The organism is Rhodococcus sp. NPDC019647 (assembly GCF_044389235.1).
GTDB classification, from domain to species: domain Bacteria; phylum Actinomycetota; class Actinomycetes; order Mycobacteriales; family Mycobacteriaceae; genus Rhodococcus_F; species Rhodococcus_F oxybenzonivorans.
In genome coordinates, this window is the sequence record NZ_JBIRXS010000008.1 from 18,273 (window position 1) to 38,418 (window position 20,146).

Sequence of the window (20,146 nt, forward strand, 5' to 3'; positions counted from 1 at the left end):
CCAATCGGCCGGCCCGCCCCCTGTACCCATCTCGACACATGATCGCACTGGAGAATTACCGATGAGCCGAGTCCGAAAGAACACCCCCGGACGGATCCTGTTCGTGGGATCCGGACCGGGCGATCCGGCCCTGCTCACTGTGCACGCACGGGACGTCCTTGCCGCAGCGACGCTGGCCTTCACCGACCCCGACGTCGACAAGGGCGTCACCGTCCTGGTCGGCACCGACCTGGGCGTCGACGCGGAAACCGGTGAGCCGCTCGCCGAGGTCCGCCCGGCTCTCGGTGAACCGGCCGAGGTCGCGAAGACCCTCGTGCACGAGGCCCGCAACGGCCACGACGTCGTCCGCCTCGTGTCCGGTGACCCGCTGACCACCGATTCGGTGATCGCCGAGGTCGCGGCAGTGGCGCGCACTCAGGTGCAGTTCGAGGTCCTGCCCGGACTCCCTGCCGCGTCTGCTGTGCCGTCGTACGCCGGCATGGCGCTGGGCTCGGGACACACCGAGGCCGACGTCCGCGGTGAGGTCGACTGGGCGGCGCTGGCCGCGGCGCCCGGACCGCTGGTGCTGCACGCCACGTCGGGGCACCTCGCCGAGACGGCGAGCGCGCTCGTCGAACACGGTCTTGCTCCGCAGACCCCGGCCGCGATCACCGTTCGCGGCACCACCCGGCAGCAGCGCACCGTCGAGGCCACCCTCGCCACCCTCAACGAGGCCGGTTCCGAACTGGTCGGCTCGCTCGTCGTGACGGTCGGCAAGGTGGTGGCCCAGCGCAGCAAGATGTCGTGGTGGGAATCGCGTGCCCTGTACGGCTGGAAGGTCCTCGTGCCCCGCACGAAGGATCAGGCCGGGGAGATGAGCGACCGCCTGGTCACCCACGGCGCCATCCCGATCGAGGTGCCGACCATCGCCGTGGAGCCGCCCCGCAGTCCCGCGCAGATGGAACGTTCCGTCAAGGGCCTGGTCGACGGCCGGTACCAGTGGGTGGTGTTCACCTCCACCAACGCGGTGCGTGCGGTGTGGGAGAAGTTCGAGGAGTTCGGGCTCGACGCCCGCGCGTTCTCCGGCGTCAAAATCGCCTGCATCGGCGAGGCCACGGCCGCCAAGGTCCGGTCGTTCGGGATCAACCCCGAACTCGTGCCGTCCGGTGAGCAGTCGAGCGAGGGTCTGCTGGCCGAGTTCGCTCCGTACGACGACGTGTTCGATCCCGTCAACCGGGTTCTGTTGCCCCGCGCTGACATTGCCACCGAAACACTCGCCGAGGGTTTGCGTGAACGCGGCTGGGAAATCGACGATGTCACCGCCTACCGCACCGTCCGGGCTGCGCCGCCGCCGGCCGAGACCCGCGAGATGATCAAGACCGGTGGGTTCGACGCGGTCTGCTTCACCTCGTCGTCGACGGTCCGCAATCTCGTCGGTATCGCGGGAAAGCCGCATGCACGGACCCTCGTGGCCTGCATCGGTCCCAAGACCGCGGAAACCGCAGTGGAGTTCGGACTTCGCGTGGACGTACAGCCGGAGACCGCTCAGGTCGGCCCGTTGGTGGAGGCTCTCGCCGAGCACGCCGCGCGACTGCGCGCCGAGGGCGCACTGCCCCCGCCGCGCAAGAAGTCCCGCGCCCGGCGATAGGCGCTACGCGCCTGTGCGCCTTTTTGGTTGTTCCCACTACCAAAAAGGCGCACAGGCCCGACGAAGGAGGGCCCTTCCGTGTTCCCGACCCACCGGCCGCGGCGATTGCGCCGCACACCGGCGTTGCGCAGACTCGTCGCCGAGACTTCGCTCGAGCCACGACATCTGGTTCTGCCGATGTTCGTGGCGGACGGCATCGACGAGCCGCGCGAGATTTCGTCGATGCCCGGTGTCTTCCAGCACACGCTGGCATCGCTGAGGTCGGCGGCCATCGAGGCTGTGGAGGCGGGTGTCGGTGGGCTGATGTTGTTCGGTGTGCCGCGTCCCGACGACAAGGACGCCGAGGGTTCCGGCGCCAGCGATCCGGACGGCATCTTGAACCGTGGGTTGCGCTCCCTTGCAGAGGAACTCGGTGACGCGACCGTCATCATGGCGGACACGTGCCTGGACGAGTTCACGGAGCACGGTCACTGTGGGGTGCTCGACGACAGCCGCGCGGTCGACAACGATCGGACGCTGCTCAGGTATGTGGACATGGCCGTTTCACAGGCCGATGCCGGTGCCCACCTGCTCGGTCCGAGCGGGATGATGGACGGTCAGGTTGCCGCCATCCGGAAGGCGCTGGACGCCGCGGGTCACACCGAAGTCGGTCAGCTGGCGTACTCCGCGAAATACGCCTCCGCTTTCTATGGGCCGTTCCGTGAGGCTGTGGGCTCGTCCCTGCAGGGTGACCGGAGAACGTATCAGCAGGACTCGGCCAATCGGCGGGAGTCGCTGCGCGAAGTGGATCTCGATATCGAGGAAGGTGCCGACCTCGTCATGGTCAAGCCGGCGATGTCGTATCTGGATATTCTGCGCGACGTTGCGGACAGGTCGCCGGTTCCCGTTGCGGCATACCAGATTTCGGGTGAGTACTCGATGATCACGGCGGCTGCGCAGAACGGCTGGATCGATCGGGACGCCGCGGTTCTCGAATCGTTGACGAGCATCCGGCGGGCGGGCGCCGACATCGTTCTCACCTACTGGGCCACCGAAGCGGCGGGCTGGCTGGGATGAATGCGGCGCGGCGTCCGGTGGCGGATACGGTGGTGCCATGACTTCGCAGTGGCCGCACACCCCGCCACACCAGACACCGCAACACCAAATTCCGCCGCAACAGGCACCGCCGCAGGGCCCGAATCAGTACGGGGCCTATCCGCCGCCCGTGCCGCAGCCGAAGCCCGAGCGCCCCGCCCCGGTCGATGTGGGCACGGCGGCGCAACTGCTGTGGGTGGTGGCCGTGCTCGGTGTGATCCAGGCGGTGGCGGCGATGGTCCTGGTGGTTCGTGAGAAGTCGACCTTCGTCGACGAACTGATGACCAATCCCAGCGTGAAATCCGGCGAGGTCGCGATGACGCGGGAGAACGTGGAGATGCTCTTCTACGTAGGTATTGCCGTCACCGGTGTCGTCATTCTGCTCCTGACGGGCCTGTTCGTCCTTTTCGTCCATTTCATGCGGAAGGGCAGGAGCTGGGCGAGAACCCTGCTGACGGTCGTGAGCGTCACGATGGTGGTCTGGACGGTGCCAGTGCTGTTCGGAATCGGATCGGACGGCAGTAGTATCGCTCTCGCCGTCGGAGGTGTGCAGATCCTGCAGGCTGTGGTGGCGGTGGGTGCCGTCGTGCTGATGCACCGGAAAGACTCGAACAGTTATTTCTCGAAGCTGCCCGCGTCGTAGCTCGAGTTTGATCGCGAAACATAAAGATGTACCGTGAAGTACGTCACAACAGCACACGGCAGACTTCTTCTACCGAAGGGCTTTTCTACATGCGCGCTGAAGATCGGGCACACGGGTCACGCAGGGAAGCACTGATGTTCGCCATTATCGTGGCCTTCGTACTGCTGACCCTGCTGCTCGTCGTCATTCCCGGTGCCGTTTCCTGAGGTGATCCCGCCGGGCGTGGACCACCGCGCGACCGCAAGAATCCGGGCGGTCCGTGGCTGAGGAAATTTTGTTCAGTGAGCCCGGTGCGCGCTGGCGGTTGGTGGCATTCGGCCCGGTGTTCTGCACTGTCGCGCTGGTAATCGAACTCCTGACGGGCCCGGTGGTGCACTGGTTCGCCCTGCCGTTGTTCGCCGCCCTCCTCAGCGGGTTCCTCTACGTGCAGGTAGTTGCCGCCCGCCGGCACGCGAGCGTGGAACTCACACCTACCCTGCTGCGGCAGGGCACCGAGGAACTACCGATCAGCGAGATCGTGAAGATCCTGCCTCCGCCGGACACCGAGTCGTACGCACCCCAGCCCTGGGAGACGGCCCGGACGCTCGGTGAGCTGTCCGCGGTGCCCCGGCGACGATCAGGTATCGGGCTTCGACTGCGGGGCGGCGCACTGGTGCAGGCTTGGGCGAAGGACGACGAGGGGTTGCGGGCACAGCTCGAGTCGCTGCTCGCAAAGGCCGACGGAGGGGCGGAACAGTGAATCGACGCGCCATGGGGTCGGCGGGGGAGATCGCCTCTGCCGTCGTCCTATCAATTCTGGCGGTGTGGTGCTGGACGTCGGCACGAGTTACCTCCGATTTCGGCCCGGTCGCACCGGGCGCGCCGTCCTACCAGGGAACCGAGTACTCGGGTTCGTGGATCGCCGGCGCCGCCGCCCTCGTCACCGTTGCGGGCCTGCTGGTGATCGACGCCGTCCGCAGGTGGGTTGCCGGCCCGGCGGGTCACCCCGCCGAGCCGTCGACGTCACCGGAAGATCTGAGTCTTGCGGATGGTGTCGGTTCCCGGCCCGTCGATCATCGCGGAGCCGAGTAGCGCCTCCGGCACTCCCAGTCCCTCGACGAGCGTCGCCGCGTGGGGGCGCAGCTTGCGGCAACGGTCGTTGATTCCCCGCTGCACCGCTTTGGACCGCTCGACCGACAGGTGGCGGTGTTCCATGAACCACGCCTTGTCTTCCTCGATGATGCTGAGCGCGTAAAGGTCGCAGACGTCGCTCAGAAGGTTGCGTGCTTCCTCCTCCTGACACTCGTCGATACCAGCGATGAATGCTTCGAGAACCACCCGGTCGATGTGCGCCTGCGCGGCGTGCATTACGTGATCCTGGACGAAGTTGAACGCGTCGAACGGGTTTTCCTCACGCTTCTGTGCACCCTGGAGCCGGCGAGCCGCGGTCGAGAGCAGGTACTGCTCGCGGTCCTCGAACATGGTGAGCTGTGTCCCGCGGTTGAAGAGGCTGCCGTCCTCTTCGTTGTCCTGACGCGTGTCCAGGATGGTCTGAATGATCTGCTGCGCCGCTGTGCGGGTCTTGACAACGTCCGACACGGTCGTGGCAGCGAAACGCATCCACTCGACGGGACTCATCCCGCGGACCTCGTCGGCGTAGGACGTGAGCAGTTCCTTGGCAACCAGCTGGGTGAGCACGTGGTTGTCGCCCTCGAAAGTGGTGAACACGTCGGTGTCCGCCTTGAGAGCCGTCAGCCGGTTCTCCGCCATGTACCCGGCGCCGCCGCACGCTTCCCGGGCTTCCTGGATGGCGCGGGTCGCGTGCCAGGTGTTCGCTGCCTTGAGGCCGGCCGCCCGACCCTCGAGTTCGCGCTGCTCCTGCGGATCGGCATCCTCGATGCTCTGGATGTCGTGCATCTTCGATACCAGCTCGTTCTGCGCGAACTGCAGCGCGTAGGACCGTGCGATCAACGGGAAGAGCCGTCGCTGGTGCACGAGGTAGTCCATGAGCAGAACTTCGTCTTCGCTCTGCGGCGCACTGAACTGGCGGCGCTGCAACGCGTATCGGGTGGCGATCGACAGTGCGACGCGGGCGGCGGCGCCGGCTGATCCGCCGACGGTGACGCGTCCCCGCACGAGGGTTCCCACCATCGTGAAGAAGCGGCGGTTGGCGTTGTCGATCGGCGAGGAATAGGTGCCGTCCTCCGCGACATCGGCGTACCTGTTGAGCAGGTTCACCCGCGGAATGCGCACCTGATCAAAGGTGATGCGGCCGTTGTCGACTCCGGGGAGCCCACCTTTGTAGCCGCAGTCGGAGGTGTGAACGCCCGGAAGGTCGTTGCCGTTCTCGTCGCGAATGGGGACGAGGAAACAGTGCACGCCGTGGTGTTCACCCTGCGTCACCAATTGCGCGAAGACGGCCGCCATCGTCGCGTGTTGTGCGGCCCCGCCGATGTAGTCCTTGCGGGACGACGGGGTGGGGGAGTGGACGACGAATTGACCGGTGGCCGCGTCGTAGGTGGCGGTGGTCTCGAGTGCCTGGACGTCACTGCCGTGGCCGGTCTCCGTCATCGCGAAGCAACCGAGCAGGTCCAGGTCGATGAGAGGCTTGACGTATGCCTCGTGGTGGCGAGCGGTGCCCAGATTTTCGATGGCTCCGCCGAAAAGTCCCCACTGCACGCCCGCCTTGACCATCAGCGACAGGTCGGACATCGCCAGCATCTCGATGCTCGTCACCGCGGCCCCTGCGTCCCCGGTTCCGCCGTGGTCCTTCTTGAACCCGTCGGCTGCATAGCCGTTGCCCGCGAGTAGACGCATCTGCTCGAGCGTCTTGGCTCGCGCCTCTTCCAGATCGGGGGTGTAGTGCGGAGCGAAATCGGGCGTCGCGGACAGTTCCGCCCGCACGCGCTCGCGTACTTCCCTCCAGCGCCCGTCGAGTGTGCTTCTCAGGTGGTCAGCTGTGGTGGCCATGAGTCGACATTAGCCGCCGCCGTGTCGATTGGGTTGTCACGCGAGCAACGGCGCCGGGAGGTGTTCACCAGAATCGACTACCGGGCCCGCCCTTGAACGGCCCGACCACCCGATCGGTGATCCAACCGCCGTAGAAGCCCCCTGCCTGGGGTCGGACCCGCTCGCCGTCGACGACACAGCCGTCCATCGACCCCGGCATGACTGCTACGTGCCCGACAAGTGATTCGTATCCGGCAACCGGCCGCGGATAGTGCCACGCCGCACGCTCGGCGACCTGTCCGCCTGCCACGACGTCGAAGTAGTCGGCCCGCCCCTTCCACTCGCAGACCGTGCTCCCGGAAACCGGCCGCAGGACGCCGTCCGCGAAGCAGGAGCGCCGCAGATAGTAGGTCGGTGGGTGACTCGTCTCGAGTAGCCGCAACGGGGTCCCCGTCCGTGCGACGAGTTGCCCGCCGAACCACACCTCCACCAGCTCGTCGCTCGGCTGGACCACTGGCGGCCGCGGGTAGTCCCACACCGACTCCTCCCCCGGGCCGGCGGGATCCGGCGCCGGGTGACCACCCGTCACGGTATGTCCGCCGACTTCGTCATGCTTCCCACCTTTGCACGACCGGCGCGGTCGGGGATCACAGCGTGGCGAGGTATCCCACCGGATCCCGCCAGAAGGCGGTAATCAGGTCGGCGAGTGCGTCCGGGTTCGCGATCAGTCGTGTGATGTGGCCGCCGCCTTCCATCGTGGTGGCCGCGGCAAGCGCATCGTCGCCGCAGCGGCCCGTGCCTGCTCGACAGAGATCATCGTGTCTTCGCGGGGGACGACCATCAGCGTCTGTGCCCCGATCCGGGGTAGGAAAGGGTCCAGCCCCTGGCGGTGCAGCATGATCGACTGCATCGCCTGGTGCATGCCACGACGAGGTGCCTGCCGGAAGATGCGTGACACGGCTTCGAACTGTTGCGGGTGCGTTCGCGAAGCTCCTTACCGAGAAGGACGTTCATCACAGCAGTCGTGAGCGGCGGGATCGGTCCGGCGACGCGGTAGGCCCACACCATGGGCACGATCTTGGCGCGTTCCGTCCGGCTGAGGGCTTGGGTCGGTGTGCCGACGGTGACAACGCTGCGGCACCGGTCGGGATCGTGGGCGGCCGCGACGAGTCCGACGTGCCCACCCCAGGCGTTGCCCACCCAGTCGACCGGTTCGGTCACGCCGAGTGCGTCGAGTACGGCTGTCGCCGCTTCCGCACACTCTTCCATCGTGAATCTCCGCCGCACTGCGGTGCTGGCCCCGTGGCCGGGCCCGTCGATCGAGATCATCTGCCGGTGCGGAGAGGTTCCGGACGCCCGGGACCGGCGGGCGAAACTTGTCGTTCCGACCGAGCGGGGCCGGCAGGCTCTCCAGGATGCCGCGGTGCGGGTCGCCGAGATCGAGCACCGCTGGGGCACGATCGTCGGTCACGACCGCTTCGACGACGCCTGTTACGTACTCAGTTCGCTGCTGGAGGAGTTGACCCCCGAGGACCGCTGACCCGTCCGGTGGTCGTTCGACCGGCCCGGGGCCGCGGCGCGGACGAGTTGCTGATGGCGTAGTGCGATCTGGGTCTGCGTGGCGATCACGGTGGACGAGCGTAAGACGTTGCGGCCGTCGACGATCGAATTGATCACACGTTGCAGATCGGCATTCGTGCGCGCCACTACCCGCACCAGGACGTCACCGGCGCCCGTGATCGTATGCGCTTCCAACACTTCGGGGATGGCGGTCAGATGCTCGACCACGGCGGCGTGTCCGGTGCCCTGGGCGATCTCGAGGGTGGCGAATGCGATGACCGGAAAACCCAGGGCCTCGGGATCGAGGGTCGGCGCCGAGCCGGTGATTACCCCGGAGCGTTCGAGGCGGTCGAGCCGCGCCTGGACTGTGCCACGCGCCACCCCGAGTCGGCGTGAGGCCTCGAGGACCCCGACCTTTGGTTCGTCATGGAGAAGATCGAGGAGTGCGGCGTCGAGCCGGTCGAGAGCCATCGTCATTCCCTGGTCATCTTGTACGATGGAATGCGGATACTGTCCAGCATTGTGTACACATTGAACATCCTAAAATCGCACAGTTGCGCATGGCAGTGATCTGAATCACAGTTTTTGCATGACTACTGCCGACATTCGACTGACTCCGCGTGAAGTGGCCGCCCGGCTCGACACCGCCGGGCTCCGGCAACTGGTCGGCCTCGTCGAACACGACGACGCCTCGGATCCCTTTCCCGTGGTCGCCTTGGACGCCGTGGTGTTCGTGTGCGGCAATGCGACGCAGAGCATGCAGTACTACGTGTCGACCTGGGGGATGACACTCGTCGCGTACGCCGGACCCGAGACCGGTCAGCGCACGCACAAGTCGTTCGTGCTCGAGTCGGGTTCGGCGCGATTCGTGCTCCACGGTGCGGTGGACCCGAAAAGCCCTCTCGCTGATCATCACCGGACGCACGGCGACGGCGTCACGGATCTCGCGATGGAGGTGCTCGACGTCGACCGGTGCATCGCCCACGCGCGCTCGCAGGGCGCCACGATCCTGGAAGAGCCGCACGACGTCACCGACGAGTTCGGTACCGTCCGGCTGGCGGCGATCGCCACCTACGGCGACACTCGACACACCATCGTCGACCGCAGCCGGTACGACGGCCCGTACCTACCGGGATACGTCTCGCGCAGTGGCACTTTCGTACCGAGGCCGGGAAGGCCGAGGCGGTTGTTCGAGGCGCTCGATCATGCGGTGGGCAACGTCGAGATGGGCCGGATGGACCATTGGGTCCGCTTCTACAACCGGGTCATGGGATTCACGAACATGGCCGAATTCGTCGGTGACGACATCGCCACGGAGTACTCGGCGCTCATGTCGAAAGTGGTCACCAATGGGAATCATCGTGTGAAATTCCCGCTCAACGAGCCCGCCGTCGGCAAGAAGAAGTCGCAGATCGACGAGTATCTCGAGTTCTACGGTGGACCGGGATGCCAGCACCTCGCACTGGCGACCGGCGACATCCTCGCGGCCGTCGACGCGCTGCGAGCGGAGGGCGTCGAATTTCTGAGCACCCCCGGTGCGTACTACGAGGATCCAGAGCTTCGCTCCCGGATCGGCAAGGTCCGAGTGCCGGTGGAGGAATTGCACAAACGCGGAATCCTCGTCGACCGGGACGAGGACGGCTATCTGCTCCAGATTTTCACCAGGCCGCTGGGCGACCGGCCCACCATGTTCTTCGAACTGATCGAGCGGCACGGATCCCTCGGTTTCGGCGCGGGAAACTTCCGGGCGCTGTTCGAGTCCATCGAGCGGGAGCAGGCGGCGCGCGGCAATCTGTGAGTCCCCGAATGGCGAACAGGGCATCATCCAGGAATGGACAGGAAAGCCGAATCTCCGCGCGGCCTGACGGAGCCCGGGGCATGAGTCTCGTCACCGGACCGATATTTCAGATCTGCTGGGTGGTCGAGGACCTCGACGCGGCGGAGCGCCATTTCACCGACCAGTTCGGAGTCGCGAAATGGTTGCGACTGCCGAATGTGCATTTCGGTCCCGATCACTGCACGTACCGCGGGGAGCCCGCCGACTACGTCGTCCACGTGTCGCTCGGGTACGCCGGAGGGCAGCAGCTCGAACTCATCGAACCGGTGTCGGGCCGCAACCTCTATGTCGAGCAGTTGGAGAGGAGCGGTCCCGGAGTGCACCACGTGGCGTGGGTTCCCGACGACTTCGAGGCCACGCTGGCGGAGGCGGCGAGCCGCGGGCTGCCCATCGTCCAGCAGGGGCGGTTCGAGGGAGTCGGGATGGAATTCGCCTACCTCGACGGCGGCCCCCTCGGCGGCTACGTCGAGCTGATGAAGCTGTCCGAGGTGATGCGGGCGATGTTCGACTCCCTCGTCCCCGAGTGACCGCACGGAAGTGATACTGGCCACCCACTACACCCTGTCGTTGGCAAATTCGACAGAACTGGGACACTGGAGGCCGTGACTGTTTCCTCCGGTGGCCCCGACGTGCACGCTTCCCGTTCCGCTCAGCTCTTCGACCGGGCCGACGTGGTCATTCCCGGCGGCGTCAACTCGCCGGTGCGGGCCTTCGGCTCGGTCGGCGGAACCCCGCGTTTCATCGAGAAGGCTGCCGGTTACACACTCACCGACGTCGACGGCAACGACTACGTCGACCTCATCTGTTCCTGGGGACCGATGATTCTCGGTCACGCCCATCCCGCTGTCGTCGAGGCAGTCCAGAAGGCGGCCGCCACGGGGCTGTCCTTCGGAGCGCCCACCGAGGGTGAGATCGAACTGGCCGAGGAGATCGTCGCCCGCGTCGCGCCGGTGGACAAGGTGCGGCTGGTGAATTCCGGCACCGAGGCCACCATGAGCGCGGTCCGACTTGCCAGGGGATTCACCGGCCGGACCAAGATCGTGAAGTTTTCGGGTTGCTACCACGGCCACGTCGACGCCCTGCTCGCCGACGCCGGTTCCGGCCTGGCCACGTTCGGCCTGCCGACGTCGCCCGGCGTGACCGGCGCCCAGGCGGAGGACACCATCGTCGTGCCCTACAACGATCTCGAGGCCGTCGCGCAGGCGTTCGCCGCCAACGAGGGCCAGATCGCATGCGTCATCACCGAGGCTGCCGCAGGAAACATGGGTGCCATCGCACCCCAGCCCGGATTCAACGAGGGACTGCGCACGCTCACCCGCGAGCACGGCGCGTTGCTGATCATGGACGAGGTGATGACGGGATTCCGCGTCAGCTCGGCCGGCTGGTACGGACTGGAGGGTGTCGCAGGCGACCTCTACACGTTCGGCAAGGTGATGAGCGGCGGCCTGCCCGCTGCCGCCTTCGGTGGCCGCGCCGACGTCATGGCTCATCTGGCGCCCGCCGGTCCCGTCTACCAGGCGGGCACGCTGTCGGGAAACCCCGTCGCCGTCGCCGCCGGTCTCGCGAGCCTGCGCGCAGCCGATGCGAGTGTCTACGAAGCCCTCGAGCGCAACAGCGTCACCCTGCAGAACCTGCTGTCCGAATCGCTGACCGCGGCAGGTGTGCCCCATCGAGTGCAGACCGCCGGAACGATGCTCAGCGTCTTCTTCACCGAAGAACCGGTCACCAACTACGCCGAGGCGAAAGCGGCGCAGACGTGGCGGTTCCCGGCCTTCTTCCATGGACTGCTCTCGCGCGGGGTGTACCCACCGCCCAGCGCGTTCGAGGCCTGGTTCGTCTCGGCGGCCATGGACGACAATGCCTTTTCCATCATCGCCGACGCCCTGCCGCATGCAGCGAAGGCCGCCGCGGCGGCCACCCAGCCCTGACCGTCTGTCCAGTCCTGACGCGCCGCGTCGATTCAGCCACCCGACTCCCCGCCCCGACCCGAGGAACCGCACCGTGACCGATGCCGCTCACCCCGACCACACCCAGACCCGCACGATCGTGCACGTGCTCCGGCACGGCGAAGTGCACAACCCGCGAGGAATTCTCTACGGCAGGCTTCCCGGTTTCCGCCTGTCGGTGACGGGCGAGGCACAGGCCCGCGCCGTAGCGTCGGTCCTGGCGACCCACGACATCACCCACGTGGTCGCATCGCCGCTACAGCGGGCGCAGGAAACGGCGGCGCCGATCGCCGAGAAGCACGGACTCGAGATCGCAACCGACGAGAACCTCATCGAGGCGGGTAACGAGTTCGAGGGACTCAAGGTGTCGGTGGGCGACGGCGCGCTCGCACGCCCCCGACACTGGTGGAAGCTGCGAGATCCGTTCACTCCGTCCTGGGGTGAGCCGTACCTGCAGATCGCGCACCGAATGCTTGCCGCCGTCAACAGCGCGCGCGTGGCCGCCGTGGGTCACGAGGCCGTGGTCGTCAGCCACCAACTTCCCGTCTGGACGCTGCGCCGATTCCTGCAGGGCGAGCGGTTGTGGCACGACCCGCGCCACCGCCAGTGCTCGCTGGCGTCGCTGACGTCGCTCGTCTACGAGGGCGACACACTCATCGACATCGTGTACTCGGAGCCCGCGGGCGCATCGGATCCGAGGGTGAGCGGGGCATGATTCGGGGGCGCTTCGCCGGGCTTCTCGCGGTGATCTGCATGGCCGCGGTGTCGCTGTCGGCGTGTGCGTCCGGCGACGACGCCGTGGCCCAGGGAGGCACGTTCGACTTCGTGTCCCCGGGCGGTCAGACGGAAATCTTCTACGATCCACCGGCCGATCGAGGCACCATCGGCACCGTGTCCGGACCCGACCTCATGACGGAGGGCAAGACCATCTCCCTCGACGACTACGAGGGCCAGGTAGTGGTCCTCAACGTCTGGGGGCAGTGGTGCGGGCCGTGCCGCGGCGAAGCGAACGACCTCGAGCAGGTCTACGAGGCGACCAAAGACCAAGGTGTCGCGTTTCTCGGGATCAATGTCCGGGACAATCAGCAAGACAAGGCGCAGGACTTCGTGATCAACAACAACGTGTCGTATCCGTCGATCTACGACCCCGCCATGCGGACGATGATCGCCCTGGGGGCGAACTACCCGACGAGCGTCATTCCCACCACGGTCGTGCTCGATCGTGAACACCGTGTCGCCGCGGTGTTCCTGAAGGAATTGCTGGCGGACGACCTGCAGCCGGTAGTCGAACGGGTGGCGCAGGAATCGTGACTACCGGTACCACCCTTCTCGCCGCCGGCGTCGGCGACGCCTTCCAGTCCACCGCCTCGTCGGGACCTCTGTTCCTTGCGCTCGGAGCCTGCGTTCTCGCCGGTCTGGTCTCGTTCGCCTCGCCGTGCGTAGTTCCGCTCGTCCCCGGTTACCTGTCCTACCTGGCCGGTGTCGTGGGCGCCGACGCTCCGGCCGTCACCGCCGAAGAAGCCGCGACGCGCACGAAGACGGTGACAGACGGACGCCTGCGCGTCGCCGGGGCCGCAACTCTGTTCGTGGCCGGTTTCACGGTCGTGTTCGTCCTGGCCACGGCGTCGGTCTTCGGCGCCATCTCGGTCCTCTCCGTCAACCGCGAAGTATTGATGCGGGTCGGAGGTGTCGTGACGATCGCCATGGGATTGGTGTTCATCGGCCTGATCCCGGCGTTGCAGCGTGACACCCGGCTCGAGCCGCGGCGCATCTCCAGCCTGGCGGGAGCCCCGCTGCTGGGTGCGGTATTCGCACTGGGGTGGACGCCCTGCCTCGGTCCGACACTGGCCGGTGTCATCTCCCTTGCTGCCGGCACCGACGGCGCCACCGCGGCCCGCGGCGTAGCCCTGATCGTCGCCTACTGCCTCGGCCTGGGCCTGCCCTTCGTGATCCTGGCCCTCGGCTCCTCCCGCGCGCTGCGGGGTGTGGGCTGGCTACGCCGCAACGCGCGAACCATTCAAATCTTCGGCGGCATCATGCTCGTGGCGGTGGGCATCGCCCTCGTCACCGGCGCGTGGGATCAATTCGTCGGCTGGATTCGCGACGCCTTCATCTCGGAAGTGACCCTGCCCATATGAGCGACACCCAGACCCCCGAAGCCCCGGAAGCCGCACCGGTACCCCGCCAATCGCTGCCGGGCCGCGCTTTCGCGCTGGTCCGCAACACCTGGCGTGGGCTCACGTCGATGCGGACGGCGCTGGTGTTGCTGTTCCTGCTGGCGCTCGCGGCGATACCCGGGGCCTTGCTTCCACAGCGCAGCCTCAATGCGGGCAAGGTCGACGAGTACATCGCGAATCGGCCGACTCTCGGTCCCTGGATGGACCGGCTCGAACTCTTCGACGTATTCGGCAGTTTCTGGTTCACCGCGGTCTACGTCCTGCTCTTCATCTCGCTGGTCGGCTGCATCCTTCCGCGTTGCGTCGATCACGCGAAAGCACTGCGCACGCGTCCGGTGGCGGCGCCCCGCAACCTCGCGCGTCTGCCCCACCACGTCGAGCGCCGGGTCGACGAGACGCCCGAGGCACTCGCCGCCCGCATCCGTACTTCGCTGAAAGGGTGGCGGGTGGAGACCCGCACCGGCGGCGCACGCCCGGTCCGCGACGGTGAGATCACCCTCTCCGCGGAGAAGGGTTACACGCGCGAACTCGGCAACCTCGTCTTCCACCTCTCGCTCGTCGGTCTGCTGGTGGCCATCGCCGTCGGCAAACTGTTCGGGTACGAGGGCAACGTGATCGTGGTCGCCAACAACGGTCCCGGCTTCTGCACCACGTCCCCCGCCGTGTTCGATTCGTTCAAGGCAGGGAACACGCAGGACGGCACGGGAATGACCCCGCTGTGTCTCAAGGTCAAGGATTTCACCGCCGACTACCTCGACAACGGTCAGGCGGAGATGTTCACGTCGAACATTTCGTACCAGGCCGGTGACGACCTCGAAACCGGTACCTGGCGCGACGATCAGTTGCAGGTCAATCATCCTCTCCGTGTCGAGGGAGACCGTGTCTACCTGCAGGGACACGGATACGCGCCGACATTCACCGTCACGTTCCCTGGCGGCGAGACGCGGACCGAAACGCTGCAATGGCGACCCGACGATGCGACGACCTTCCTCAGCAGCGGGGCCATGCGATTCGATCCGCCTGGCGGCATGTACCCCGACACGGACGAACGCCGCAAGAATCAGATCGCGATCGAGGGCTTGTTCGCCCCCACCGCGCTGTTCCACGGCAACCTGCTCGCGTCGAGTCATCCGGCGATGAAGGACCCTGCGGTGGCCATCGACATCTACAAGGGCGACACCGGCCTCGACACCGGCAACCCGCAGTCGCTGTTCTCCCTCAATACCGAACTGATCAACCAGGGCCGGCTGGTGAAGCAGGACCGGGTCAACCTCATGCCGGGGGAGAGCGCGACGCTCGCCGACGGCACCCAGGTGCGGTTCGACGGCGCCGTGGACTTCGTCAATGTGCAGGTGTCGCACGATCCGGCGCAACAGTGGGTGCTGGTGTCGGCTCTGACGATGATGGCGGGACTGCTGGTGTCGCTGCTGATCAAGCGGCGCCGCATCTGGGCCCGCATCTATCCCGCGGACCCCGCCGACCTTGACCCACGACGTACTGTAGTAGAGCTTGGCGGACTCGCCCGGACCGATCAGGCCGGCTGGGGTGACGAGTTCGACCGGCTCTGCGCCCGTCTGCTGACGGACGACACGAAGCCTGACGCGCAGGAGAACCGACGATGACGACCAACGAGACACTGGCGCAGTACAGCGACTGGGCTTTCCGATCAGCGTTCACGGTGCTCGCGCTCGCGCTCGTACTGCTGATCGTGCAGTACGCGTCGACGAGGGCGCGCGCCGTGCAGGACAAGGAGCTCGTTGCGGCGGGTGCCAGGCCCGCCGGCTCCGCGGCGGTTCCCGGACGCGTGGTCGAGCAGCCGAAGAAGCCGATGGCCGAGCGCTTCGGCGGCATGGGGTCTGCGGTACTCGTGGTAGGCACTGTTCTCATCTTCGCGTCGATCGTGCTCCGCGGATTCGCCACCGACCGTTTCCCGCTCGGCAATATGTACGAGTTCGTCACCATGGCCTGCGGGGCGGCGCTCGTCGTGGGGCTGGCGCTCCTGTCGAAGCCGGCATACCGGCCGATGTGGGTTTTCCTGCTCGTCCCCATTCTCATCCTGATGTTCCTCGCCGCCACGGTGCTCTACGCGGATGCGGCACCGGTGGTGCCGGCGCTGCGGTCGTACTGGCTTCCCATTCACGTCACCATCGTCAGCGTGGGTTCGGGCGTCTTCCTGGTGTCGGGCATCGCCAGCCTGTTGTTCCTGCTGCGGATGCGTTACCCGCGCGGCGAGGAAGGAACGGGCATCTTCGCGCGGGTGGCGGAGCGCCTGCCCGACGCGCAGACCTTGGACCGATTGGCGTACAAGACCACGATCATCGGGTTCCCGCTGTTCGGCGCCGGTGTCATCCTGGGGGCGATCTGGGCCGAAGCCGCCTGGGGGCGGTTCTGGGGATGGGATCCCAAGGAGACGATGTCGTTCATCGCCTGGGTCATCTATGCGGCATATCTCCACGCCCGAGCGACCTCCGGATGGCGCGATACCAAAGCCGCGTGGATCAACATCGCCGGCTTCGTCGCGATGCTGTTCAATCTGTTCATCATCAACATGGTGGTGTCGGGACTGCATTCGTATGCGGGCCTGACCTGACGGTCACCACCGACTGATATTCTTCCGCCGCGACGTCTCCCAGCGGTGTGAAGCGGTGGGGACTACGGAGACTTCATCTAGGGGGGATGTTCGGCCATGTCCGAAAACAACGCTGGCGGGTGGGAGCCGGTGCGGCCGGCATCGAACCCGCCCGCCGACACCACCGTGGGATCCACACCGCACAACGCCGCGCGGCAGGCGCCGTACGTTCAGCCGCAGGGTCCCAACCCCTTCGCGCAGCCGGGGCACCAGGCCCCCGCCGCGACGCCGGCGCGTCCTCAGACGCAGCCCCCGGCCGCGGCTCCTACTCAGGCACCGGCGCCCACACTGGCTCCCGCATCTCCGCAGCCCGCCCCGGCTCCGACGTTCACGGCCCCCGCGCAGCAGCTGCCGTCGCACACGCAGCAACCTGCTCCCGCCGCGTACACGTCGGCTCCCCAGCAGCATCCGGCGAGCCGTCCGCAGACCGTGCGTCCCGAGCAGCAGCAGTACGCGGTATCCGCGCGAGACCTGTCCACGTCACTTCTACTCAAGCAGGTCAAGCCTGCCCCCACCACGGGGTGGCGCAGAATGCTGTACCAGGTGTCCGGTCGCTACATCAACCTGGGGAACAGCGCCAAGGAACAGCGCCGCATCGAGCTCACCAAGCAGGTCAACCAGCCGTTACAGGGCTGCTACAAGATCGCTCTGCTGAGCCTCAAGGGTGGAGTCGGCAAGACCACCACCACGGCCACACTGGGATCGACGTTCGCATCGTTGCGCGGTGATCGAGTGATCGCGGTCGACGCCAACCCGGACCGCGGCACGCTCAGCCAGAAGATCCCCCTGGAAACCCCCGCCACCGTGCGGAATCTGCTCCGCGACGAACACAGCATCGAAAAGTACAGTGACGTCCGCAGTTACACGTCACAGAGTCGGCATCGGCTCGAGGTACTCGCATCGGACAGCGACCCGGCAGTGTCGGAGGCGTTCAGCGCGGACGACTATGCGCGCACGGTCGCAATGCTCGAGAAGTTCTACAGCATCGTCCTCACCGACTGCGGCACCGGGCTGATGCACTCCGCGATGCAGACGATTCTCGAAGAGGCCGACGCACTCGTGGTGGTCAGCTCGGGGTCGGTCGACGGTGCCCGCAGCGCCTCGGCGACGCTCGACTGGCTCGATGCGCACGGCTACCGCGAACTCGTCGCGAAGTCCGTGGCCGTCGTCAACGCCGTCCGCCCGCGCTCCGGCAAAGTTGATCTGCCGAAAGTGGTCGAACACTTCGAACAGCGGTGCCGACTGGTCCGGCTCATCCCGTTCGATCCACACCTCGAAGAAGGCGCCGAGATCGAACTCGATCGCCTGCGGCCCAAGACGCGCAATGCCCTACTCGAACTCGCTGCAGCGGTGGCGTCCGACTTTCCAGCCTCCACCTTCGCGCTCCAGGATCATCGCTGACGCAGTAACCGAACCGCGGGGGAAATCACCCAGTGGTATCCGGCGAACCCGTGTCGGGCTCGTCCGACTTCTTCCGTCGGGCGTCCCGACTCATGCGCCACAGAAAATCCGGATCGTCGTCGGGTCCGAGAACCCTGTCGTCGAGAACTGGCTTCGTATTCGGGCCGAACGCTTTCCAAAGTAGAAACGCCACGACCACGAGCCCGATGAGCGCCAACAAATACAGCACCGCGCACCTCCTTACACCGCTCGGGTAGCCGGTATCCCTCGAGCGTAGCCGTGTAAGAAGCCGACGGCACCTACCCCCTCAGGGGCGAGCCCGTCCACCTGTTCAGGGTCGCGCAGCCTCCGTGTTCAGGGTCGGGAGCCTCCGTGTTCAGGGTCGGGTAGCCAAGGTGTTCAGGGTCGGGAAGCCTCCGTGGTGAGCGAGCGAAGCAGTTGCATCACTTCGGCCTCACGGAACCGGCGGTGGCCACCGGGTGTCCGGAGCGAGCCGAGCCTGCCCGCGTGCGCCCACCGGGTGACGGTTTTCGGGTCGACGTGGAACAGAGCGGCCACCTGGCCCGGGGTCATGAGGATTTCGTTCGGTCCGCTGAAACCGGATCCGTTGTAGGTGGGTGCGCTCATCGACGGTCCTCCGCTGTTTTCGTTCTGCCAGTGCTGCAGCTGGTCGCAATCGCGACCGAATACGGTCATCGTGGCATCACAACCCTCAGGTACTCGAACGATCTAATGTTGGTAAAGGGGAGGTAATAGACAAATCGGATAAGTCGGACGTTCGAGCGCGCCCCGGTGGGTGGGTAATCTGGGGGTCGTGAGCGAGCCCAGTGAGAAGCCGAAGAGCCCGAAGCCAGCCGATCAGGCCAAGCCCCCCGTGACCGCAGGGTCGGCGGCCCCGCAGCCGGCCGAACGGGTCACCAAGGGTCGTCTGGCTCGCGACGTCGCGCTCTACTCCTTCGCTCGACTGCTCCTCGTCGTCGTCATCGCGGGCATCATCCTCGGAGTCGCCGCGCTGGTCGGGGTGACGATTCCGCTGCTCGTCGCCGCCATTTTCGCGGTCCTGATCGCCCTTCCGCTGTCTCTGCTGCTGTTCGCGACACTTCGGCGCAGGGTGAACGAGGGGATCGCTGCGTTCGACGCGCAGCGCCGCGCGGACCAGGCTGACCTGCGCGCGAAACTCCGCGGCGAGGACCGGTGACGGACGCCGACTGCGTCGTCATCGATCGGAGCCGGTCCCGAGACTGGGTGGACAATGCGGTTCGTCTGATCGAGGCCGACGCGCAGCGCAGCGCCGACACGCATCTCCTCCGTTACCCGCTTCCCCCGGCGTGGGGCGTGCAGCTGTACCTGAAGGACGAGTCGACGCACATCACGGGAAGCCTGAAGCACCGGTTGGCCCGTTCACTTTTTCTGTACGCGATCTGCAACGGGTGGATCACCGAGGGAACCACGGTCATCGAGGCGTCGTCCGGTTCGACAGCGGTCAGTGAGGCCTACTTCGCCAAGATGCTGGGCCTCGACTTCGTGGCGGTGATGCCGCGCAGCACGAGCGGCGCCAAGGTCGCGCTGATCGAGGCGCAAGGTGGGCGCTGTCACTTCATCGACCGCCCGCCCGAGATCTACAGCGAGGCCCGCAGGCTCGCGGCGGAGTCGAACGGCCACTTCATGGATCAGTTCACCCACGCCGAGCGGGCCACCGACTGGCGGGGCAACAACAACATCGCCGAGTCGATCTATCAGCAGATGGCGCGTGAGGAACACCCGGTGCCGGAGTGGATCGTGATGAGTGCCGGTACCGGAGGCACCAGCGCGACGCTGGGGCGTTATATCCGGTACCGCAGGCACGCCACCCGACTCCTCGTGGTCGATCCCGAGAACTCGGCGTTCTTCGACGGGTACGACACCAATTCCTGTGACTACGCGACCGGGCTGCCGTCCCGTATCGAGGGCATCGGCAGGCCTCGCGTGGAACCTTCGTTCGTCGGACAGGTCATCGATCGGATGATGCGCGTACCCGACGCCGCTTCCATTGCCACCATGCGCCATGCCAGTTCGGCACTGGGCCGGCGTGTGGGTGGTTCCACCGGCACGAACCTGTGGGGCGCGTTCTCGGTGGTGGCAGAGATGATCGCGGCCGGCCGCTCCGGCAGCGTCGTGACCGTCCTCTGCGACGGCGGTGAGCGCTACGCGGACACCTATTACGACGACCGGTGGGTCAGCGCTGAGGGCATCGACCTCACCGGGCCGACTGCATTGCTGGACGACTTCGCGCATACCGGAGTCTTGCCAGGTCACACCGCCTGAGAGTGGCTGAGTCGGACCGG

22 protein-coding genes and 1 pseudogene are annotated in these 20,146 nt (G+C 66.5%); 17 read left to right on the forward strand and 6 right to left on the reverse strand.

Features of this window, described 5'->3' with window-relative positions:
* Nucleotides 1-61: 61 nt before the first annotated feature.
* The 5 genes from ACH49N_RS17075 to ACH49N_RS17095 all read left to right on the forward strand — a co-directional run bounded on the left by ACH49N_RS17075 (nt 62) and on the right by ACH49N_RS17095 (nt 4,415).
* Nucleotides 62-1,627: a bifunctional uroporphyrinogen-III C-methyltransferase/uroporphyrinogen-III synthase gene (locus tag ACH49N_RS17075; protein ID WP_109327853.1), complete on the forward strand. Its 1,566-nt coding sequence runs from the start codon at nt 62-64 to the stop codon at nt 1,625-1,627.
* A gap of 78 nt (nt 1,628-1,705) precedes the next feature.
* On the forward strand, nt 1,706-2,683 hold the full coding sequence (gene hemB / locus ACH49N_RS17080) for a porphobilinogen synthase (RefSeq protein ID WP_358273519.1): 978 nt from the start codon (nt 1,706-1,708) through the stop codon (nt 2,681-2,683).
* A 37-nt stretch (nt 2,684-2,720) separates the two neighbouring features.
* On the forward strand, nt 2,721-3,344 hold the full coding sequence (locus ACH49N_RS17085) for a hypothetical protein (RefSeq protein WP_358273517.1): 624 nt from the start codon (nt 2,721-2,723) through the stop codon (nt 3,342-3,344).
* 259 nt (nt 3,345-3,603) lie between these two features.
* Nucleotides 3,604-4,083: a hypothetical protein gene (locus ACH49N_RS17090; RefSeq protein WP_358273515.1), complete on the forward strand. Its 480-nt coding sequence runs from the start codon at nt 3,604-3,606 to the stop codon at nt 4,081-4,083.
* Nucleotides 4,080-4,415 carry a hypothetical protein gene (locus ACH49N_RS17095; protein ID WP_358273513.1) on the forward strand — a complete coding sequence of 112 codons (336 nt, stop codon included), beginning with the start codon at nt 4,080-4,082 and terminating at the stop codon, nt 4,413-4,415. Before ACH49N_RS17090 ends, ACH49N_RS17095 begins: the two co-directional genes overlap by 4 nt.
* Here the strand turns inward: ACH49N_RS17095 and ACH49N_RS17100 are convergent.
* The 3 genes from ACH49N_RS17100 to ACH49N_RS17110 form a co-directional block, all read right to left on the reverse strand.
* On the reverse strand, nt 4,347-6,293 hold the full coding sequence (locus ACH49N_RS17100) for an acyl-CoA dehydrogenase (RefSeq protein ID WP_358273512.1): 1,947 nt from the start codon (nt 6,291-6,293) through the stop codon (nt 4,347-4,349). The two genes, ACH49N_RS17095 and ACH49N_RS17100, sit on opposite strands and share 69 nt — an antisense overlap.
* 64 nt (nt 6,294-6,357) lie before the next feature.
* Nucleotides 6,358-6,861 (reverse strand): DUF427 domain-containing protein, encoded by a 504-nt coding sequence (locus ACH49N_RS17105; RefSeq protein ID WP_358273510.1) that lies wholly within the window; start codon nt 6,859-6,861, stop codon nt 6,358-6,360.
* Between the two features lie 251 nt (nt 6,862-7,112).
* Complete coding sequence (locus ACH49N_RS17110; RefSeq protein WP_358273509.1) at nt 7,113-7,601, reverse strand: alpha/beta fold hydrolase; 489 nt, start codon at nt 7,599-7,601, stop codon at nt 7,113-7,115.
* Between ACH49N_RS17110 and ACH49N_RS17115 the strand changes: the two genes are divergently transcribed.
* A complete protein-coding gene (locus ACH49N_RS17115; protein WP_397504739.1) occupies nt 7,543-7,812 on the forward strand; it encodes a hypothetical protein in 270 nt (89 codons plus the stop codon). The genes ACH49N_RS17110 and ACH49N_RS17115 overlap by 59 nt on opposite strands.
* On the opposite strand, the pseudogene ACH49N_RS17120 reads toward ACH49N_RS17115, so the two are convergent.
* Nucleotides 7,772-8,303: pseudogene (locus tag ACH49N_RS17120) on the reverse strand (Lrp/AsnC family transcriptional regulator). The gene ACH49N_RS17115 and the pseudogene ACH49N_RS17120 overlap by 41 nt on opposite strands.
* Before the next feature lie 118 nt (nt 8,304-8,421).
* On the opposite strand from ACH49N_RS17120, the gene hppD reads away from it, so the two are divergent.
* From hppD to ACH49N_RS17165, 9 genes are all read left to right on the forward strand, one after another.
* Entirely contained in the window at nt 8,422-9,630 is a 1,209-nt protein-coding gene (gene hppD, locus ACH49N_RS17125) for a 4-hydroxyphenylpyruvate dioxygenase (RefSeq protein ID WP_358273507.1), read from the forward strand.
* A gap of 80 nt (nt 9,631-9,710) precedes the next feature.
* Nucleotides 9,711-10,196: a VOC family protein gene (locus ACH49N_RS17130; protein WP_250772706.1), complete on the forward strand. Its 486-nt coding sequence runs from the start codon at nt 9,711-9,713 to the stop codon at nt 10,194-10,196.
* 75 nt (nt 10,197-10,271) lie between these two features.
* On the forward strand, nt 10,272-11,597 hold the full coding sequence (gene hemL / locus ACH49N_RS17135) for a glutamate-1-semialdehyde 2,1-aminomutase (RefSeq protein ID WP_159920307.1): 1,326 nt from the start codon (nt 10,272-10,274) through the stop codon (nt 11,595-11,597).
* A 73-nt stretch (nt 11,598-11,670) separates the two neighbouring features.
* The gene (locus ACH49N_RS17140) at nt 11,671-12,330 is read left to right on the forward strand and encodes a histidine phosphatase family protein (protein ID WP_109327872.1); all 660 of its coding nucleotides are present in this window, start codon (nt 11,671-11,673) and stop codon (nt 12,328-12,330) included.
* Nucleotides 12,327-12,926: a TlpA disulfide reductase family protein gene (locus ACH49N_RS17145; RefSeq protein ID WP_159920309.1), complete on the forward strand. Its 600-nt coding sequence runs from the start codon at nt 12,327-12,329 to the stop codon at nt 12,924-12,926. The genes ACH49N_RS17140 and ACH49N_RS17145 overlap by 4 nt, the downstream gene beginning before the upstream one ends.
* Complete coding sequence (locus ACH49N_RS17150) at nt 12,923-13,753, forward strand: cytochrome c biogenesis CcdA family protein (RefSeq protein WP_159920311.1); 831 nt, start codon at nt 12,923-12,925, stop codon at nt 13,751-13,753. Before ACH49N_RS17145 ends, ACH49N_RS17150 begins: the two co-directional genes overlap by 4 nt.
* Nucleotides 13,750-15,414 (forward strand): cytochrome c biogenesis protein ResB, encoded by a 1,665-nt coding sequence (locus tag ACH49N_RS17155; RefSeq protein ID WP_358273505.1) that lies wholly within the window; start codon nt 13,750-13,752, stop codon nt 15,412-15,414. The genes ACH49N_RS17150 and ACH49N_RS17155 overlap by 4 nt, the downstream gene beginning before the upstream one ends.
* Nucleotides 15,411-16,382, forward strand: a complete 972-nt coding sequence (ccsB, locus tag ACH49N_RS17160) for a c-type cytochrome biogenesis protein CcsB (RefSeq protein WP_358273503.1) — start codon at nt 15,411-15,413, stop codon at nt 16,380-16,382. Before ACH49N_RS17155 ends, ccsB begins: the two co-directional genes overlap by 4 nt.
* Before the next feature lie 96 nt (nt 16,383-16,478).
* Nucleotides 16,479-17,822, forward strand: coding sequence for an AAA family ATPase (locus ACH49N_RS17165; protein WP_159920317.1), 1,344 nt, complete (start codon nt 16,479-16,481; stop codon nt 17,820-17,822).
* Between the two features lie 25 nt (nt 17,823-17,847).
* On the opposite strand, the gene ACH49N_RS17170 is transcribed toward ACH49N_RS17165, so the two are convergent.
* Both ACH49N_RS17170 and ACH49N_RS17175 read right to left on the reverse strand, forming a co-directional pair.
* Nucleotides 17,848-18,051, reverse strand: coding sequence for a hypothetical protein (locus ACH49N_RS17170; protein ID WP_358273501.1), 204 nt, complete (start codon nt 18,049-18,051; stop codon nt 17,848-17,850).
* 170 nt (nt 18,052-18,221) lie between these two features.
* The gene (locus ACH49N_RS17175) at nt 18,222-18,449 is read right to left on the reverse strand and encodes a BldC family transcriptional regulator (RefSeq protein ID WP_358273499.1); all 228 of its coding nucleotides are present in this window, start codon (nt 18,447-18,449) and stop codon (nt 18,222-18,224) included.
* 187 nt (nt 18,450-18,636) lie between these two features.
* Here ACH49N_RS17175 and ACH49N_RS17180 point away from each other — a divergent pair, with 187 nt between their 5' ends.
* Nucleotides 18,637-19,020, forward strand: a complete 384-nt coding sequence (locus ACH49N_RS17180; RefSeq protein ID WP_358273498.1) for a DUF4229 domain-containing protein — start codon at nt 18,637-18,639, stop codon at nt 19,018-19,020.
* Nucleotides 19,017-20,126 (forward strand): PLP-dependent cysteine synthase family protein, encoded by a 1,110-nt coding sequence (locus tag ACH49N_RS17185; RefSeq protein WP_358273497.1) that lies wholly within the window; start codon nt 19,017-19,019, stop codon nt 20,124-20,126. The genes ACH49N_RS17180 and ACH49N_RS17185 overlap by 4 nt, the downstream gene beginning before the upstream one ends.
* Nucleotides 20,127-20,146 lie beyond the last annotated feature (20 nt).

Coding starts and splice junctions, on each gene's coding strand:
- ACH49N_RS17075 (WP_109327853.1), top strand. CDS start 62: ATGAGCCGAGTCCGAAAGAACACCCCCGGACGGATCCTGTTCGTGGGA.
- ACH49N_RS17085 (WP_358273517.1), top strand. CDS start 2,721: ATGACTTCGCAGTGGCCGCACACCCCGCCACACCAGACACCGCAACAC.
- ACH49N_RS17100 (WP_358273512.1), bottom strand. CDS start 6,293: ATGGCCACCACAGCTGACCACCTGAGAAGCACACTCGACGGGCGCTGG.
- ACH49N_RS17110 (WP_358273509.1), bottom strand. CDS start 7,601: ATGATCTCGATCGACGGGCCCGGCCACGGGGCCAGCACCGCAGTGCGG.
- hppD (WP_358273507.1), top strand. CDS start 8,422: ATGACTACTGCCGACATTCGACTGACTCCGCGTGAAGTGGCCGCCCGG.
- ACH49N_RS17130 (WP_250772706.1), top strand. CDS start 9,711: ATGAGTCTCGTCACCGGACCGATATTTCAGATCTGCTGGGTGGTCGAG.
- ACH49N_RS17145 (WP_159920309.1), top strand. CDS start 12,327: ATGATTCGGGGGCGCTTCGCCGGGCTTCTCGCGGTGATCTGCATGGCC.
- ACH49N_RS17155 (WP_358273505.1), top strand. CDS start 13,750: ATGAGCGACACCCAGACCCCCGAAGCCCCGGAAGCCGCACCGGTACCC.
- ccsB (WP_358273503.1), top strand. CDS start 15,411: ATGACGACCAACGAGACACTGGCGCAGTACAGCGACTGGGCTTTCCGA.
- ACH49N_RS17165 (WP_159920317.1), top strand. CDS start 16,479: ATGTCCGAAAACAACGCTGGCGGGTGGGAGCCGGTGCGGCCGGCATCG.
- ACH49N_RS17175 (WP_358273499.1), bottom strand. CDS start 18,449: ATGAGCGCACCCACCTACAACGGATCCGGTTTCAGCGGACCGAACGAA.